Annotated in this window: 13 protein-coding genes and 2 pseudogenes; 7 read left to right on the forward strand and 8 right to left on the reverse strand. The window is 65.3% G+C overall.

Going from position 1 to position 17,914, the window contains the following annotated elements; genetic code table 11:
• The first annotated feature begins 422 nt into the window (after positions 1–422).
• Positions 423–914: a nitroreductase family deazaflavin-dependent oxidoreductase gene (locus IPG14_RS13535; RefSeq protein WP_343392160.1), complete on the forward strand. Its 492-nt coding sequence runs from the start codon at positions 423–425 to the stop codon at positions 912–914.
• A 128-nt stretch (positions 915–1,042) separates the two neighbouring features.
• Here IPG14_RS13535 and IPG14_RS13540 read toward each other — a convergent pair.
• The 4 genes and pseudogenes from IPG14_RS13540 to IPG14_RS13555 all read right to left on the reverse strand — a co-directional run bounded on the left by IPG14_RS13540 (position 1,043) and on the right by IPG14_RS13555 (position 5,659).
• Positions 1,043–1,653: pseudogene (locus IPG14_RS13540) on the reverse strand (LysE family translocator).
• Between the two features lie 110 nt (positions 1,654–1,763).
• Complete coding sequence (locus IPG14_RS13545) at positions 1,764–2,771, reverse strand: electron transfer flavoprotein subunit alpha/FixB family protein (protein ID WP_343392161.1); 1,008 nt, start codon at positions 2,769–2,771, stop codon at positions 1,764–1,766.
• A 19-nt stretch (positions 2,772–2,790) separates the two neighbouring features.
• Positions 2,791–3,579, reverse strand: coding sequence for an electron transfer flavoprotein subunit beta/FixA family protein (locus tag IPG14_RS13550; RefSeq protein ID WP_343392162.1), 789 nt, complete (start codon positions 3,577–3,579; stop codon positions 2,791–2,793).
• Positions 3,580–3,619: 40 nt separating this feature from the next.
• Positions 3,620–5,659 (reverse strand): FAD-dependent oxidoreductase, encoded by a 2,040-nt coding sequence (locus tag IPG14_RS13555; RefSeq protein WP_343392163.1) that lies wholly within the window; start codon positions 5,657–5,659, stop codon positions 3,620–3,622.
• A gap of 387 nt (positions 5,660–6,046) precedes the next feature.
• Here IPG14_RS13555 and IPG14_RS13560 point away from each other — a divergent pair, with 387 nt between their 5' ends.
• The 5 genes from IPG14_RS13560 to katG all read left to right on the forward strand — a co-directional run bounded on the left by IPG14_RS13560 (position 6,047) and on the right by katG (position 12,352).
• A complete protein-coding gene (locus IPG14_RS13560) occupies positions 6,047–7,306 on the forward strand; it encodes an acyl-CoA dehydrogenase family protein (RefSeq protein ID WP_343392164.1) in 1,260 nt (419 codons plus the stop codon).
• On the forward strand, positions 7,307–7,465 hold the full coding sequence (locus IPG14_RS13565) for a hypothetical protein (protein WP_343386086.1): 159 nt from the start codon (positions 7,307–7,309) through the stop codon (positions 7,463–7,465).
• Positions 7,462–8,745, forward strand: a complete 1,284-nt coding sequence (locus tag IPG14_RS13570) for a CoA transferase (protein ID WP_343392165.1) — start codon at positions 7,462–7,464, stop codon at positions 8,743–8,745. The genes IPG14_RS13565 and IPG14_RS13570 overlap by 4 nt, the downstream gene beginning before the upstream one ends.
• 29 nt (positions 8,746–8,774) lie before the next feature.
• Positions 8,775–9,992: a CoA transferase gene (locus IPG14_RS13575; protein WP_343392166.1), complete on the forward strand. Its 1,218-nt coding sequence runs from the start codon at positions 8,775–8,777 to the stop codon at positions 9,990–9,992.
• A gap of 224 nt (positions 9,993–10,216) precedes the next feature.
• Positions 10,217–12,352 carry a catalase/peroxidase HPI gene (katG, locus tag IPG14_RS13580; RefSeq protein ID WP_343392167.1) on the forward strand — a complete coding sequence of 712 codons (2,136 nt, stop codon included), beginning with the start codon at positions 10,217–10,219 and terminating at the stop codon, positions 12,350–12,352.
• 90 nt (positions 12,353–12,442) lie between these two features.
• On the opposite strand, the gene IPG14_RS13585 is transcribed toward katG, so the two are convergent.
• The 4 genes from IPG14_RS13585 to IPG14_RS13600 form a co-directional block, all read right to left on the reverse strand.
• A complete protein-coding gene (locus tag IPG14_RS13585) occupies positions 12,443–12,841 on the reverse strand; it encodes a hypothetical protein (RefSeq protein WP_343392168.1) in 399 nt (132 codons plus the stop codon).
• Between the two features lie 461 nt (positions 12,842–13,302).
• Positions 13,303–14,556: an MFS transporter gene (locus tag IPG14_RS13590; protein ID WP_343392169.1), complete on the reverse strand. Its 1,254-nt coding sequence runs from the start codon at positions 14,554–14,556 to the stop codon at positions 13,303–13,305.
• Between the two features lie 122 nt (positions 14,557–14,678).
• On the reverse strand, positions 14,679–15,131 hold the full coding sequence (locus IPG14_RS13595; RefSeq protein WP_343392170.1) for a hypothetical protein: 453 nt from the start codon (positions 15,129–15,131) through the stop codon (positions 14,679–14,681).
• Between the two features lie 2 nt (positions 15,132–15,133).
• Positions 15,134–16,738, reverse strand: coding sequence for a GMC family oxidoreductase (locus tag IPG14_RS13600; protein WP_343392171.1), 1,605 nt, complete (start codon positions 16,736–16,738; stop codon positions 15,134–15,136).
• A 94-nt stretch (positions 16,739–16,832) separates the two neighbouring features.
• Between IPG14_RS13600 and IPG14_RS13605 the strand changes: the two are divergent.
• A pseudogene (locus IPG14_RS13605) lies at positions 16,833–17,753 on the forward strand (lysylphosphatidylglycerol synthase transmembrane domain-containing protein); the annotation flags it as partial.
• Positions 17,754–17,914: the final 161 nt, after the last annotated feature.

Below are 17,914 nucleotides of genomic sequence, written 5' to 3' on the forward strand. Positions count from 1 at the left end.
GCTACGTCCACGTGGTCATGCCGATGTTCGTCCAGTGGTAACTAAGCTCACTCCGGTGTACCTGGAGACACCTGTAAGACCGAGCGAAGACTCGCAGACGACCGGCGGCTCACGCTAAGCCCTTCGGAGGAAGTTTGAGAGCGCGAGCTCTTTTCGAGACTCCCCGGGCTCCGTCGGGGTCGTTCGAATCCTTCGCCATCAAAGGCGACGCGGTTCGGGCCGCGTCTGGCTCAGCACCTGGCCCTCGCGCAGGCACCGTTGTGTGTAACGGGTCAACATGACGTCGTTGAGCAGCGCTGGTCGGGTTCGAAGGCAAACGAGACAGCCCCGGAGACCGGTGCTATCCTCTCCGCCCCGGGAGCCAGAGCGTTCGCTGCCTCGGCGCCGGGTTCCCGAGGCAACGGCATGGAAGAGGTAGACCGGTGGCAGATGCAACTCCTGATGACGGGACCGCCAAAGCCAGGTCGCGTGACATCACCCCCGAAACGGTCGCTCGGATCGCCATCGACGCCGACTACAACCGGAAGATCATCGAGGAGTTTCGTGCCAACGAGGGGAAGACCTTCGGACTCTTCAAGGGCCAACCTCTCCTCCTGCTTACCACGACCGGCGCAAAGAGCGGCGAGCCCCGAACGACGCCCGTTGTCTACACCCGGGATGGCGACCATCTCATCATCATTGCTTCGAAGGGCGGTGCGAGTGCGCACCCGGCTTGGTTCTTGAACCTCCTGGCTCACCCCGAAGTCACCGTCGAAGTCGGCATCGAACAGTTCCAAATGCGGGCAGTGGTTCCCGAGGGCGAAGAGCGCGACCGCCTCTACGCCCAGCAGGCGGCGGCAATGCCGGCGTTCACTGCGTACCAGGCGAAAACGCAACGTCGGATCCCGGTCGTCGTCCTCGAGAGGGTGAGGTAAGGGCGGCAGAGGGCTGGAAGCTTGCCCGCGCGGAATACTCGTTCGACCGTTTCGGGCGCGTGCTGTCCTGCTGCCTTACTTCTCACGGGCCCCCCTTACCTGAACCCCCGCTCCGCTCGCCCCATCGACTACCGCGTGGCGAAGGCCAGGCGAACACCGAGAGCGGCGAACGCACCCCCGAACGACCTGCGCAGCCAGGTCATCACTCGCGGCCTTGAAGTCACGTGCTGCCGGACAGACGCAGCGAAGGCGCCGTAGAAGGCGAAGATGAGGAGCGTCAGCAGCATGAAGACGGCACTGAGCTGGAGCATTCTCAACAATGCGTTTGGCTCATCCGGCCCGACAAACTGGGGCAGGAACGCGAAAAAGAAGATCGTGAGCTTCGGGTTCAGCAGGTTCACCAGCACGCCCGAAGCAATGACGCGACGCGCCGAGGGCGCGGCCGTCGAGTGCTCCACGGAGAGCGAACCGGTCTCGCGGAACGTTCGCCACGCCATGTAGAGCAGGTAACCCACGCCGAGGAATTTGAGCGTTTCGAAGGCGACCGCGCTCGTGTGCAATACGGCCGCCAGCCCCGTTAAGGCCGCGACGGCATGCGGCACGATGCCGAGGGTGCAGCCTAACGCCGCCACGAGGCTCGCTCGTGCCCCGCGGGAGAGTCCGGCCACAGTGTGAACAACACGCCTGTGCCCGGCGTGGCGACGATGATGAGGGAAGTGATCAGGAACTCGGGGCTCATCCGGGGCACCCTCCACGTGGTTGTAGCCGACCGCACTAGCTTGCGGCGGCGCACGGTTCCTGGCGTGTCACGGGGAGTCGCCGGGCCGCCTTGCTAAGAACATGTTGGCCTCACAGAGCCTTCGCGGCCAACTTCTTCAGGCGCTGCGTCAGGGAGGGGATCACACGGCGATAGTCGCCGACCACGCCGTAGTGCGCGTAGCCGAAGATCGGCGCCTGGGGGTCGGTGTTAACAGCGACGATGGTGCCCGCGCCGGAGCAGCCAGCCATGTGTTGTGGCGAGCCCGACAGGCCGACCGCGATGTAAAGCCGGGGGCTCACCACGCGCCCGGTGAGCCCGATCTGGAGTTCGGGAGAGATGATGCCCATGTCAACGGCGCCGCGAGAGCCCCCACAGGCGGCCCCCAGCGCGCTCGCCAGGCCTTCCACGAAGTGCTCTCGGAAGGCCTCCTCGCTCCCAACGCCCCGCCCCACTGCGACCACCACTCCCGCGTCCTCCAGCTTGACCTGTCCGGGAGGCGGCACAACCTCCTCGATCAACTTCTCGCGAAGCGGAGGCCGGAGCGCCAGCGAAATCGTCTCGACGTTCCCGGCTTGCATCGGGTCCTCGCCCAGGTCTGAAATCGGCTGGCGCCGGAGCGTCGCGATCGTCAGTCGGGGCCCGGCCACGGTCCACTCGGAGACGGCCTTACCGCTGAAGCACGGGCGGCTGGCAATGAACTCTCCGGTATTCGGGTCCGCTCCCAGCGAGGTGCATTCGGTGACGAGCCCGGCGCCCAGGCGCGCTGCAAGGCGGGGGGCGACTTCGCGGCCGACGGCGTCGTGGGCAAGCAAGAGGATGTCCGGATCGAGCCGGGCGCACGCCTCCGCCAGCGCCGCCACATATGCGTCGGACTGGTAGTGACTCAGCCAGGGAGCACAAATGCGGACCACCTCGTCGGCACCAGGGTCGATGATCCACTGGCTGCCGGCCGCCTCCTCGGCTTCGAGCGTCAGGGCCGTGAGACGTCCAGCAATCGCCGACGCCAACCGGCGACCAGCCCCGATGAGCTGTGCATTCGCGCCGTCTCGGCCGGTGTTGCGGTTCAGCACGGTGATCACGCGTCGCACGTTGCTCACGCCACGGTCCTTTCCTGTTTCAAACCAGTCCTCTCGCCTCGAGCAGGTCGGCGAGCAGTTCGCCGGCCTCCTCCTGCGTCGAGCCTTCCACCAACTCGCACGCCCTCGACAAGTCTCGCCCGATGAGTCGCACCATCGAGACTCCCGGACCGTTCACGTCTTCCAGGCCCAGGTCGGTAGCCGTCCAGGTGGCAACTGGTTTGCGTTGCGCGTCCAGGACGGAACGCATCGTGGGATAGCGTGGTTCGTTGATTTCGTTGCTGACGGCGAGGAGGCAGGGGAGAGGGAGCTCAATGACCTGGTGGCCGTCATCGGTGAGCCGTTTCACCACGACTCGTCCGTCGCCGGGCACGAGTCCAACGACCGGGTTGGCGTTGGCCACCCCGAGAAGTTCGGCCAGCATCATCGGTACATGTCCCATGTCCCAGTCGACGGCGATGCGCCCCGCAAGCACCAGGTCGACCGGGCCAAGCTTGCGGACGGCAGCCGCGAGCGCGCGGGCAACGGCGAGCCTGTCGCCATCGGGGGCAGCATCGGTGTCCAGGCGGATCGCGGCATCACCCCCGGCCGCCAGCGCTCGCCGAAGGGCGACCTCGACATCGGGCGGCCCCAAAGAGATGACGGTGACCGTGGCGCCGTGTTCGTCCTTGATCTGGGCTGCCGCCTCGAGGGCATGGAGGTCGAAGGTGCTGATCAGGTTCTCCGCCGGGGGAGACCAGCGGGGCTCATTGGCCGCTTCATCAACGTAAAACGAGCCCGCGGGAGCCTGGGGATCGGGCACTTGCTTGATGCAAACGACGATGTGCATCAGTTGCCATTTTCCATGGCCATCTCCTCGAAGCCAGACACTAGATCTGGCGGGCCAGGTAGGCCGCCTCATGGATGGCGTTGCCGTAGGAGCGGGGCTTCCTGGCATCCCCAAGGACCTGCACCTGGGCGACCTTGTCCTCGAGAATCCCTTTGAGACCGTTCTCCGGCTCACGGCCAAGACACACGATCACGCGGTCGCAGAGTATCTCGTCCGGTTCCGCTTCGGGTTGCCGGGGATCGGCGTTTCTACTCACCAGAAGGCCCACCGGCCCAATGCCCCGGACGGTGACGCCGGTCTCGATGGCAACTCCCGCCTCGGCGAGCCAGCGCAGGACGTGTCCCGCGCGCGACAGCAGATACGGTGGTAGAGCAAGCGCCGGGCTCGAGTCGATCAGGCGCGGCTTGCGTCCCTTTCGCGACAACTCCACTGCAAGTTCCAATCCTTCGCCGGCGCCCCAGATGACAGGGCTGCCGCCTGGATCGGTCGGGTTATCCCGGGACAGTACCTCGTCGATGGTCAGGATGCGACCTGCGCGCCGGGCTTCCTCCATCCCTGGCAGTGGCGGGAGTTTGGCTCGCGCCCCGGTGGCGATCACCACCACATCCGGCTTCTCGGCGAGGATGAGTTCGGGTGTCGCGTCGCAGCCGAGCCGGCAGTCGATTCCCAGCAACTCCATCTGGTAGGCGTGGTACTCCGGCTGATAGCGAATGGACTCCACGTTGGGCAGGTGGGGGTAGTTGCCGCACCAATCCATCACACCGCCGAGCCGCATCGACTTCTCGAAGAGCACGACCTCGTGTCCAATCTGCTTCGCCACGCGAGCGTACTCCATACCCCCGCTGCCCCCGCCCACGATGACGACCTTCTTCGGGTGGCCGGTTGGAACCAGGCGGTATTCACGCTCGCGACCAAACTCGGGGTTCTGCGGCGAGCCCGCGTAGCCTTTCCCGAAAATGTTTCCGTGGAGTAGCGAGGCCCCGGTCCGCGTCGACTTCCGGATTTCGCGCTCCCGCCCCGAACGCATCTTGTTCGGGAACTCCGGGTCGTCGAGCGAGAAACGGGATACACCCGCGAAGTCTGCCCCGCCTTCCACGACCATCGCGCGCACCTGCTCTGGCGTGCCCAGATTGCAGGAGCCGATGACCGGGGTGTCGATGCCGCGCTCCTTGAAGAGGCGCTTGACCGTCTGGATGTTTTCCAGGTTCACCAGGTTTGGGGTGTAGAACCCGCCACCGATGAACTCGCCAGAAGTAACGTCCTGCCGTCGGCTCGCCGCCCGGATCATGGACCCGAACGTGCAGTCGATGACGGCGACACCCAGGCGCTGAAGCCGGGTTGCATAGTGTTCGACGAAGTACGCGATATCGAAGCCGCCCACCAGGTTCTCATCGCAACAAATTCGAGGCATGAGAGGAAAGTCGGGGCCGCACAGTTGCTGGGTTCGCTTGATGATTTCCTCTATGAACAGGAAGCGGTCCGCATACTTGTCCGTCCTGTCCACATTGGAGAGCAGGGAAAGGTTGGTATGCGGGAGCGAGCCGTGACAGAAGTGGTATCCGACGTAGTCGAATCCTGCCTCGCGAGCGCGCCTGGCCCCCTGGGCGTAACACTCGACAAGCTCCTCATAGCCTTCCGTGCTGACGATCCCGGGTTGGGGGTTGCCGATGATGGCTTTGTCGCTGGCGCCCCAAGACACCGTACCCGGGATCCAGCCTTTCCCGGGCTCTAGCGGCGTCGTGGAGGCGAGACCCGGGATGAGGCCGCCGTAGAAAAGCTGGACTCCCGCGAGGGCGTCATTGTTGTGTATGACCTCCACGACGTCGCGAAAACCGATGACGTAGGTGTCGTCATAGATGCCGAGCATGCGCTCGTTGATGAGGCCGTCTCGGCGGACGCAGGTCGCACCGACCTGCACGGAGGAGAAGCCGCCCTTGGCCAGGGATTCGTAGGCGCCGACCGTCCTCTCCGTAACGTGACCGTCGGGGTCGGACATGTTCATAGTCGTAGGCGCGTGGACGATACGGTTCTTGAACTCAAGACCCATGATCGTGATGGGTTCGAACAGCTGATCCTTCATCAGATTTCCCCTCTCCGTTCCGCACACTCTGTCACCGCGTAATGCCGGCCGCTAGCGTGCATCGGTGCCCTTGACGATGTGCCTTTTGACCTGTGCGGAGCTCAATAACGAGCGGATTCCGGCGCGCGGCTGAACTCGGCACGGATAGCACGGCGGCTCCTCCCCGGCGCGCCACCACAGTCCTGAACACCCGGCCAGTCGCCCGATGCGGCGGCAGCGCAGGGTTCCAAATGGGGTTGCTGCTGGTCGCCGAACGATCCGTGTGAACCGGGTCGCCGCGGTTATGATGGCGGTCATACCGAGAGGCTGCGCGGTTCGCTCTTGCTGTGGCCCAAGGGCCTCGCTGTGCTGCAAGCAGTTGTCAATCCGTCTTAGAGGAGGACCGCCGTGGCCATCGACTTCAGTCTGACACCAGAACAGGAAGCGATCAGGAAGCTCGCGCATGAGTTCGCGGACAAGGAGGTAAAACCGCGAGCGCAGGAGTTGGACCGCCTGACGGACGCGACGGCCATCTTCCCCTGGGACATCTACGAAAAGGGGAATCGGCTGGGGTTCAACAAGACGCTGATCCCGGCGAAGTACGGCGGCCTCGGCCTGGGAGAAGTGGAGACCTGCCTCGTTGTGGAGGAGCTCTCCTGGGCAGACGGCGGCATCGGGAGCACGTACTTCGTCCATAACATGCAACTCCTTACCCTCGGTGAGTCCGGTTCCGAGGAGCAAAAGGAAAAGTGGTTCCGGGCATGCGTGAACGACCCGGAAGAACGCTTCTTCATGAGCCTCCCCTGGACGGAGCACGGTGTCGCCGGCAACCTTTCGCCGCGCGACTTCGCTGCCGGGCGGGCGAACAATGGGCCGATTCTCCCGGCCGAGTGGGCCATGCAGAGCACAGTTCCGCAGTTGGAGCAGCGGGAGATGACAACGGTGGCGGTGGAGGACGGTGACGATTGGATCATCAACGGCACCAAGCGCTTCATCACTTCGGCCGGCCGGAGCAAGCTGATGCTCACCTCCGCGCGAAAGGGACAGGCCAGCCCTGACGTCGGGATGGGACTCTTCCTCATCCCGGCGGACGCCCCGGGGGTCTCATACGGCCACATCGAGGACAAGATGGGCCAGCGGCTCATGCAGAACGGCGAAGTCATCTTCCAGGACTGCCGTGTTCCCAAGTCGGATGAACTGAAGGACTACATGACCAGACCGCGGGTCCGGGGCGGAGATGTCGAAGTGGCGGCGGTCTTCAACGGAATCGCCCGGCGTGCCTACGAAGAGGCGCTCGCCTACGCCCGCATCCGCTATAAGGGGGGCGCCCGCATCATCTTCCACCAGGCCGTGCAGATGGCAATCTGCGACATGGCGATCAAAATCCTCACGTCCCGTTTGTTGATGCTGAAGGCGGCCTGGGAGAACGATCAGGAGACGGGCTTCAACAACTACAACGGAATGGCGAAGATCTACAGCTCGGATGTCGCTGTCAGTGTGACGAACCAGGCGATGCAGGTCTTCGGCGGCTACGGCTACATGCGGGACTTTCCCATGGAGAAGCTCTACCGCGATGCCCGCCTTGGGCCTATCTACCACGCAACCAACGAGATGATCATGGTCGGCCAGCTCGTTCGCTGGCTCGCATCCATGGACACGATCTACTAGATGGTCTGGCGAGAAGAATCCTCGGCCAGCGATGAGAGCGCGCTGATGACCGTCGCCGCCTGCGACCTGGTCAACATCTCTCCAAAATCGCATGGAGTCCTCCCGGGAACCCGGGAAGAAGACATGCAGATCGAACTCCCTGGGGACTGCTGTCCATGACCGAGGAGCGAATCGGCCAGCGCCTGCTCACGCCATACCGGGTCCTCGATCTCACCGATGAGAAGGGCTTTCTGTGCGGGAAGATCCTCGCCGACATGGGCGCCGACGTCATCAAGATAGAACGCCCCGGTGGCGATCCCGGGCGGCGTCTCGGCCCTTACTACCATGACCAGCCCGAGGCGGAGAAGAGCCTCTACTGGGCGGCCTACAACACCAACAAGCGCGGCATCACGCTCGATATCGAGACCACCACCGGGAGGACGCTGTTCAAGCGCCTGGCCGAAGGCGCGGATATCGTCATCGAGTCCTTCGAGCCGGGGTACTTGGACCGCCTGGGGCTTGGCTATCCCGAGTTGGAGAAGCTGAACGGCGGCCTCATCCTGGTGTCGATCACACCTTTCGGCCAGACGGGGCCGTACGTGGATGAAGGTTACAGGTCCAGCGACCTGGTCCTTTGGGCGATGAGCGGCTTCATGTTTCCGAACGGAGATCCCGACCGGGCGCCCAATCAACTCACCTTCCCACAGGCATACCTCCACGGGGGAGCCGAGGCGGCAGTCGCCGCGTTGACGGCTCTCTATGCCCGGGCCGGCACTGGCGAGGGGCAGCTCGTTGACGTCTCGATCCTGGAGTCCCTTCACACATCCACCCAGCTCATGATGCCCACCTGGGACATGTACGGGGATGTGATCCCTCGCGGGAGCGCAAAGCGGGGCATCCGAAGGCCCGACGGCTCCGTCATCCACATCCAGTCGACGTACGAATGCGCCGATGGTTTGTTCCTGGTGACCATCGGGGGCGGTTCGCTCAAGTCCTTCGCCCTGTCTTCCGCAGCCCTGGTCGACTGGATCGACGAGGAAGGGATGGCAGGCGACCTGAAAGGCTACGATTGGAGCCAGTTCAACTACCAGTCGCTCACCCAGGCCGAGCTCGACCACATGCAGCAAGACATCATTGGCCCGTTCATCAAGAAGCACACGAAGGCTGAGCTTTACGAGGGTTGCATCGCGCGCAAGATTCTCGGCTGCCCTTACCAGGACTCCAGGGATGTTGCTGAGAGCCCACAGTTGGCGGCGAGAGACTTCTTCGTCCGGGTGGAGCATCCCGAGTTGAACGACACGCTCACCTACTGTGGTCCGTTCATCCAGTTGAGCGAGACGCCGCTCAGCGAGTGGCGACGCGCTCCGCTCATCGGCGAACACAACGTCGCAATCTATGAAGAAGAGCTCGGCCTCAACCGGGAGCAACTCTCCAGCCTCAGGCGGGCGGGTGTCATTTGAACGCGGGACAGGGAGGCGGGACCGGCAAGATGCAGAAGCAGTGGCCTTTCGAAGGGCTAAAGGTTCTTGACTTCACGAGTGGCGCCGTTGGGCCTCTGACCGTGAGGTACCTGGCCGACCACGGAGCCACGGCAGTCCACGTGGAGTCGCGCCTGAGGCCAGACGTCTGCCGGACGGCTGGCCCGTTCAAGGACCGGATTCCGGATCTCGACCGCAGCGCCTGGCAACCCAATTACAACGCCAGCAAGTTCGGCCTCACCCTGAACATGGAGCTGCCCAGGGCCAGGGCGATCGCCTGGAAGCTCATCGAATGGTGCGACGTGCTGGCCGAAGGCTACACCCCCGGAGTGATGGCGCGCTGGGGGATGGACTACGAGAGCGTCCGCCAAGTGAAGCCGGAGATCATCTATTTCAGCACCTGTCAGCAGGGGCAGTACGGGCCACACGCCGACTTTCGCGGATACGGGAACCACGCCGCTGCAGTGGCCGGAATGAACCACCTGATGGGGTGGCCAGACCGCGAGCCGGCAGCGGTGTTCGGCGCTTACACCGACTTCATCTCCCCCCGCTTCAGCGCCGCCGCGGTGATCGCCGCTCTGGACTTTCGCCGGAGAACCGGCAAGGGCCAGTACATCGACCTCTCGCAGTTCGAGGCGGGAGTCACCTTTCTCGCACCGGTCATCATGGACTACACCGTCAACGGACGCGTTCAAACGCGAGATGGAAACCGGGTCCCCGATGCGGCCCCGCACAACGCCTACCGGTGCCAGGGCGCGGACCGCTGGGTGGCGATCGCCGTCCACCGGGACGACGAGTGGGAGGCGTTTTGCGCCGCCGTGGGCGATCCGTCGCTTTCGAACGATGCGAAGTTCCAGACGCTGCTGGAGAGAAAGCAGAACGAAGAGGAACTTGACCGTCTCGTGGAGGCGTGGACCTCGACCCGCTCACCGGAAGACGTCGTGCGGGTGATGCAAAGCGCAGGCATCGCCGCGGGGCTCGTTGCGAACGAGCACGATGTCTGGGAAGACCCGCAGATGAAGCACCGCGAGCACTTCAAGACGCTGGAACACAACGTGATAGGGCCCCACACGTACGACGGAGTCGCGTTCAAGCTCTCGAAGAGCCCCCAGGGTCCTCGCTGGGCGGGACCTACCCTGGGTCAGCACATCGGGGAGGTCTGCTCGGAATTCCTGGGCATGTCGGAGGACGAGATAGCCGAGTGTCTCGTTGAGGGTGTGTTCGAGTAGGTCCTGACGAGGTGTGCTCCCCCAATCGTCCAAAGCGGCGGCGAACCCAGGCCCCCTGCAACCCGTCCGATCTCGGCGCCGCACACCTGGCGACGCCTTCGCGATAGGCCCGCCAAGCATCAGCTAACGTGACACGGCACAATGGTATTCACTCTTGGCAGGAGCGCCGGGCATTCGCCTGCGGGCGGCGGCGTCTTCAGCAGATTGCCAGAAGGAGGAACGAGTTGACCGCATCGAACCGTACCTGGTGGCCGAACCAGTTGAACCTGTCCGTTCTCCACCAGAACTCCCCGCTCGCAGATCCGTTGGGCGAGAATTTCAACTACGCCGAGGAGTTCAAGACCCTCGACCTGGATGCCCTCAAGCAGGACATCTTCCAGCTGATGACCACATCGCAGGACTGGTGGCCCGCCGACTACGGTCACTATGGGCCGCTCTTCATCCGGATGGCGTGGCACAGCGCGGGAACGTACCGCATCAGCGACGGACGCGGTGGCGCCGGGCGCGGAATGCAACGCTTCGCCCCCCTCAACAGCTGGCCCGATAACGCGAACCTCGATAAGGCGCGCAGACTTCTCTGGCCGATCAAGCAGAAGTATGGCCAGAAGATCTCCTGGGCGGACCTCATGGTCTTCGCGGGCAACTGCGCGCTGGAGTCGATGGGATTCAAGACGTTCGGATTCGCCGGAGGGCGAGAGGACGTGTGGGAGCCTGAAGACGTTGACTGGGGCCCCGAAAGCGAATGGCTCGGAGATGAGCGCTACAGCGGCGACCGGGAACTCCAGAATCCCCTCGGCGCCGTCCAGATGGGCCTCATCTACGTGAACCCGGAAGGCCCGAACGGCATGCCCAGCGCGCTCGCCGCGGCGAAGGACATTCGCGAGACGTTCCGGCGCATGGCGATGAACGACGAAGAGACGGTTGCGCTCATCGCCGGCGGCCACACGTTCGGCAAGACTCATGGCGCGGCTGCCGCAAGCCATGTCGGCCGCGAACCGGAAGCGGCACCTCTCCAGGAGATGGGCCTCGGCTGGAAGAGCGACTACGGCTCCGGCAGTGGTGGCGACACGATAACCAGCGGGCTCGAGGGCGCCTGGACACCGACGCCGGCGCAGTGGGACAACAGCTTCTTCGAGACACTGTTCGGCTACGACTGGGACCTGGTGAAGAGCCCTGCCGGCGCATGGCAGTGGATTCCAACCGACCCGTCCGCGGCGACCACCGTGCCCGATGCCCACGACCCGGCGAAGAGGCACGCCCCGGTGATGCTGACCACCGACCTGGCGCTGAGGATGGACCCGGTCTACGGCCCCATCTCGAGGCGCTTCTACGAGCACCCCACCGAGTTCGCCGACGCCTTCGCCCGGGCCTGGTTCAAGCTCACCCACCGCGACATGGGCCCGATTTCGCGATACCTCGGCTCCTTCGTCCCTGCCGCACCGCAGTTGTGGCAGGACCCGGTCCCACCGGTCACGCACGAGTTGATCGGCGCGCAGGACATCGCCGCGCTTAAGGAGAAGATCCTCGGCTCCGGACTGTCGGTCTCCCAGCTCGCCACCACCGCCTGGGCCTCGGCCGCGACCTTCCGGGGCACCGATAGGCGCGGCGGGGCGAACGGCGCGCGTATTCGCCTCGCGCCGCAAAAGGACTGGGACGTCAACAACCCATCCGAACTGGCGAAGGTGTTGCAGCGGCTGGCGCAGGTACAGGAAGAATTCAACAGCTCCCAGGCGACCGGGAAGCGCGTCTCGCTTGCGGACCTCATCGTCTTGGGCGGATGCGCCGCGATCGAGAAGGCCGCGAAGGACGCCGGACACGATGTCCAGGTGCCTTTCGCGCCGGGGCGCACCGACGCATCGCAGGAACAGACCGACCCTGAATCGTTCGCCGTGCTCGAACCAACCGCGGACGGCTTCCGCAACTACCTCCGTGCCGGACGCAACAAACCGGCGGAACAGCTGCTGGTGGAACGGGCCAACCTCCTGACGTTGACCGCCCCCGAGATGACTGTCCTTGTTGGCGGCATGCGTGCCCTGGGCACGGACTACGACGGGTCAGCGCTCGGCATACTCACAAAGCGGCCGGGAGTCCTGACCAACGATTTCTTCGTCAACCTGCTCGACATCGGGACAACGTGGCAGGCAGCCTCCGAAGCCGAAGAGACCTTCGAAGGCCGCGATCGCAAGACTGGCGAGATCAAGTGGACCGGCAGCCGAGTCGACCTCGTCTTCGGGTCCAACTCCCAGCTGCGTGCGCTCGCGGAAGTCTACGCGACCGATGACGCGCAGCCGAAGTTCGTGCGTGACTTCGTGGCTGCGTGGGACAAAGTTATGAGTCTCGACCGCTTCGACCTCGCCTGATCTCAGCGAGGCAGTCGTGACCGAGAGCGAGGGGGTTGCCGGACAGGAAGCCCCCCTCGCCGTGTCTCCGCCCAAGGCGGCGCCCGAGACTCAGGCGGGGCGCGCTGGGGTTGGGCCGGAGTGGCGCCCCGCCTCGACCAGGTTGCGGACTGTCCTTCCCAGCCAGACGGGTAGGAGGACACCCATCGCCATCCACGCGAACGCTTCGACCGTCAAACTGAACGGTGTCTCGCCTTCCGGGTCGGCGTACTTCCCGAGCGCAGCCATCGCGAGCCATTGAATGACCACGGCGCAGAGCCAGATGAACCACACATGACGCGGCCTCAGCACGAACCCAATCGCGAAGGCTGAAGCGGGTAGGATAAGGACAAACAGCAGCCCCTCCCACTCTGACGCCCAGACAACCAACCCGATGGGGGGAATCAGCAACACCAGCGCACGCCAGTGTTGCTCGAAGGCGGTCTTCAACCATCTCCCGAGACTGGCCATGTCTTCTTCCTCCTGGTACCCGGGGACACGCCGCGCCCGCCATCCAGCATCGCACTGCCCGGCACGCCAATCCGTGGCCGAAAGGAGCTAAAGCGGCAGCCCGTTCGACCCCTTTTTGGAGCTATGGCGCCGGGATCTCCAGCGTGGCGGCCGGCTGGCGAGCCTAGGGGATCTACTCCGATTTTTGCCTGCGGACCGTCACCAGTCCGTCCAAGTCCTCGGCGCCGCGAGGCTGTCGGAACCTCACCGCGTGTCCGCTGCTCCGATCGGCTCCCCGGCTTCGTCGCCGGGAAGGGAGACAAGTGCAACCCCCGGGGTATGGCAGACAAGGAGGGACAGGGCAGCACTGTCGAAGTGCAAGCGCTCGGTCTGTCCAGGCCGGGGAAGCAAGAAGCACAACGCCAGTACGGGCGCCAGGGTGAGCGGGCCAAGGATGTATCCCCATCGCATCGGCGAGCCTCTCAGTCTCCGCCGGCCACGGGAACCGGTACGGGAGCCCGGGGTCTGTTGCGCTGGACCCGGGGCATCGGCGGCAGCCCGTGCTCAGAGGCGAAGGCCACGATGAAGATGCCCATGTGCACGAACGGCACCACCAGGAATGCGGTCCGCAGGGACCCGGTCGCCTGCTGGACCGCGCCAGCGAGCAGCGGACCGACGACGAGACCGAAGGTGAAGAGGGTGAACAGGAACGACGACACCACTGCGACTTCGCGCGGCTTGATGCCCGGGAGCTCGTAGGGCAGCGTCATGATCGTCGGAAAGACCTGCATGCAGGCCCACCCAAGCGCGAACGCCCCGACCGGGACCAGCCACGACACTGGAGCAAGGGCCATCGTCATCATCCCGGCGCTGCAGAGGACACCCGTGATATACATCTGCTGGCGGCGGACGGTCACGGTATTGCGCACCCAGCCAGCGTGCATCGCCCCGACCACGTTGCCGAGCGGGATAGCCGCCGTAATCAGGCCGGCCATGCCCAGCGAGAGGCCGCGTTCATCGTGCAGGTAACTGGGCAAGAAGGTCGTGAAGGCCGACACCCCGACGAGACAGAACGCCGTGCTGACGCCCCAGTACCAGATGACCTTGTAGCGCAGGATGGCCGACATGGGGGTCCGCTCCTTCTCGAGCGTAGGCGGCGGCGCCTCTTTCTCCGTCTCGCGGTCACGGCTCACTAGCAGCCAGACCAGCGCGGTCGCACCCAGGAGGCTGGCCAGGGCGAAGTAGGTGTTTCGCCACCCATCTAGCCAGACGAGCAGCCACGGGAGCACGGCGAAGGCTGCGATCTGCACCGAACTGGTGATTACCTGCGTGACCGATTGGACCCGTGCCACTTCTCCGGCAACGAACCACTGGTGGATGAGCATGGCCATGCTCGCCTGGCGGCCGACCAGTCCGATCATGAAGATGAAGCGGAAGATCAGCGTGAGTTCATAGCTCGGCGCCCACGCCATCAGCAACCCGAACACCGCCATGTGCACCGCGCCGGCGAAGATCATCAACCGCGGGTTGAATCGGCTTATCAGCGCCGCGAGCGGGACGCTCAGGAGGATCGTTGCAAGCGGGCTCACCGACCCGAGAGCGCCGGCCTGGGCCGGGTTCAGGGTGAACTCTTCCTTGATGTCCGGCAGCATGATTCCCACCGAGAGGCTCACCAGCATCGCGGCCGAGTTGACCGCCGAAACGAGGCCGATGATGACTGCCCACCGATACGACACTGGGTGCCTACGCTTTCCGAACGTTCCCCGTAGTTCACTCCGTCGGGCAGCGAGCCGGATATGACGCAGGTCAGGCAATGCCCGCTTGGTCGACTCGCGTGCCCGGGCCAAACACCAGGGACCTAGCGGCGCGCTCGGGCCTGCAACAACTCCAGCAGCCGAGGATCCGTCGGTTCTACCTCGAACCCTTCCGGGAACGGTGGCCGCGCAGGCTCGCCCAGGGCCTCGAGGACGCGCGGATGCTGGTAATACGCGGTGTACAGGTGCCGGGCGATCGCGAACATCAGCATCCCGTCCTTCGCGCCGAGGCCGTTGATCACCGCCAGCCGTTCGCTGCCCGAAAGCGCCACAAACCCGCCGGGGTTGCGAGCGAGTGCGGCGTCCCGCACCGACTCAAGGCCTCGTGCCACAACCGGGCCGAGGCGATCATCTGCCTCGATGTCGGCCGCCACCGTGGCCTCCAGCCGGAGGCTCCCGGCGCCGGGCATCCTCCCGTCCCTCCCCGGTGGGATCACCAGGTCGAGGAGAGCCTGCATGAATGATGGGTCGCGAAGGGGCGTCTGCGTGTCCGTCATGGCTACTCGAAGAGGACCTCGATGTTCTGCTTTATCCGATCAGCGATGTAGAGCGCGAGCGCCTGGATGGTCGACGTGGGGTTCACGGCGCCTGCCGTCACGAAGATGCTCCCGTCGATGATGAAGAGGTTCTTCACATCGTGGGCGCGGCCCCATTCGTTCACGACCGAGGTCTTCGGATCCGTCCCCATCCGGGCCGTGCCGAGCAGGTGCCACCCGGCGCCGCGCATGAGCGGGTCGGCCATCGTCTCCACCGCTCCCGCCGCCTTCAGAGCCTCCGACGCCCGCTCGATGCCGTGGTCGAGCATCTTCCGGCTGTTGGCGCTCAGCCGGTAGTTGAGCTTCGGCGCCGGGATGCCGTGACTGTCGGTCAGCTCGGGGTCCAGCGTGACCGTGTTCGTCTCCTCCGGCAGGTCCTCGCCGATGACGATCAGGCCGGCATTGTGGTCGTAGAGCCGGTCGTAGGCCTCGTGGTGCCCTTCACCCCAGGGGATGGACCCGCGCGACATGCCCCAGAGCGCCGTTTGAGCGGGACCGAGGCCCCGCCGGGCCTGGAGCGAATACCCTCGCACGAAGCCACGCTCCAGGTCTGTCCGGTAGAACTCGTGGCTCCAGAACGAGCATCCGATGGGCCCGCGGCGGCCCTGCAACGGTTCGTCGAAGACGCCCGTGACCATCGCACAGGGGTGAAACATCAGGTTCTTGCCGACCAGCCCGCTGCTGTTCGCCAGCCCGTACGGGTGCTGTGGGCTCTTCGAGTTCAGGAGGAGACGAGGTGTTCCGATGCCGTTGCAGGCCAGCACCACGATCTCCGCCTTCTGCTCCTGCAGGACACCCTCCGCGTCGTAATAGAGGACACCGTCGGCAAGCCCATCCGGCCGGACAGTGACCTCCTTCACCCGGCAGCCCGTCCTAACCTCCACGCCCTTGCGCCGGGCAACCGGCCAGTACGTGATGTCCGTGCTCGCCCGGGCGCCCTGGGAGCAGCCGCTCGTACACGGCCCGAGGTTGATGCAGGGTGCGCGGCCCTCGTACTCGCGCGTGATGATCGCGCTCTCCGACGGCCACCAGTGCCAGCCCAGCTTTTCGAAACCCTCCGCCATAAGGTTGCCGCCGCGGCCGAGGGGCAGCGGGGGGAGTGGGGGCTCGTGGTACGGATAGTTTGGGTCCCCTGCCAGTCCCGCGATCCCCATCATCCGGTCGTTCACGGCGAAGTACGGTTCGAGTGCCGCGTAATCGACCGGCCAGTCGGCGGCGACACCGTCGTCGCTCTTCACCCGGAAGTCGCACGGCTGGAGGCGCGGGAAGTGGGCGGCCCAGAGGATCGTGCTGCCGCCCACGGCGTTGTACATCAAGGGCGAAATGTCGGACTGCTCCTCGTTCACCGGGTAGTCGTACGGCAGGTTCCGGACGTTCGGGCTGGTCGCGAACGGCCCCATGGCGCGCGATTCCCAGTCCAGGTGGTTCGTGGGGTAGTCCTTCTGGTGCATCCAGGGGCCCTGCTCAAGGCAGAGGATGCTCGTGCCGGTTTCCGCCATGCTCCAGGCGAAGGCCGCGCCCGAGGCACCGGCGCCGACGATCAGGACTCCGACCGGCTCGTTCGACATTGCGGCGAATCCTAAGCGGCCGGGGCGGGAGATGCACATCGCCCGGCCGGCGCCCGGCTCACCCCCGCGAGCCCGAAGCCGTCATACTTCGCGAATGGATGGATTGCGGACATTCGCGCTGCGGGGCGTCCGGCCGCGTATCCGCCAGATCGTCTCGCTCGCCCTTCTTTTACTGGTCGCCCTGGTCTTCATCGCGACCGGCCCGCGGCTCGACGAAGTTTTCGGGACACTGGCGGGCGTGGACTGGCGCTGGGCGACACTCGCCGTCGGCGCCAACGCCGGGTCCCTCCTGGTACGTGGGTTCGGCTGGCAGGTGTTGCTCTCAGGGGCCCTGGGCAGGCGGGAAGCCGGCGCCCACGCGGCAGAACGCGCCTACCTGCTGGGACAACTCGTGAACGCGGTCCTCCCCGGTCGAACCGGAGAACTCACGAAGATCGGGGTTTACTCGGCTCGGCTCGCAGACCCGGAGAAGGACTGGGGTGTCGTCGCGGGGGCCGTCGCCGCACACCGGCTCATCGATGTCGTCCCTCTTGGCGTCCTGATCTTGCTCCTCGCCCTCTCGGTCGGCATCCCCCCGGCCGCAGAGACCGAGGTTTTCACCGTCTTCGGCGTGAGCATCGCGCTGCTTGTGGTCGCCGTTGTGCTCGCTCGCCGCAACGACCCAGTCGCGCCCGGCGGGACGCTGGGCCGGGGTATCGCGGCGATTCGCGCCGGGCTCTCGCCTCTCCACTCGCCACGGACAACCGGCCGGGCGCTCGCCTTCCAGTCGGCCGGCTGGACTATCGAGGTTGCTGGCGTCTGGGTCGCCTTCCAGGCATTCGGCATCGAGCTATCGATAGCCCCGGCCGGCCTCGTCGTGGTCGCAACGAACGCCATCACGCTTTTCCCCTTCTGGCCCAGCAACATCGGGGCCTTCCAGATTGCTGTCGCGACGATGCTCCAGGGTGCGGGCATCCCCTGGGCGGTCGGGATCGGTTTCGGCCTTGGCCTCCAGGGCGTCGAAACGCTCGCAACGGCGGCCCTCGGTCTGCCCGCTGCCGCCATGGAGGGCACCCGTCTGGGCTCCCTTGCCCGGATCCGCAACGGCCCGCCACCAGACGCCGGCCCGCGCACCGGGGGAGTGACCCCGGGTTGGCCGGGCCCGGCCAAATGTCCGCCTCGGAAGGGCAGGGACGC

Origin of the sequence: Candidatus Amarobacter glycogenicus, from assembly GCF_016704105.1 — a bacterium.
Classification (GTDB): domain Bacteria; phylum Chloroflexota; class Dehalococcoidia; order Tepidiformales; family Tepidiformaceae; genus Amarobacter; species Amarobacter glycogenicus.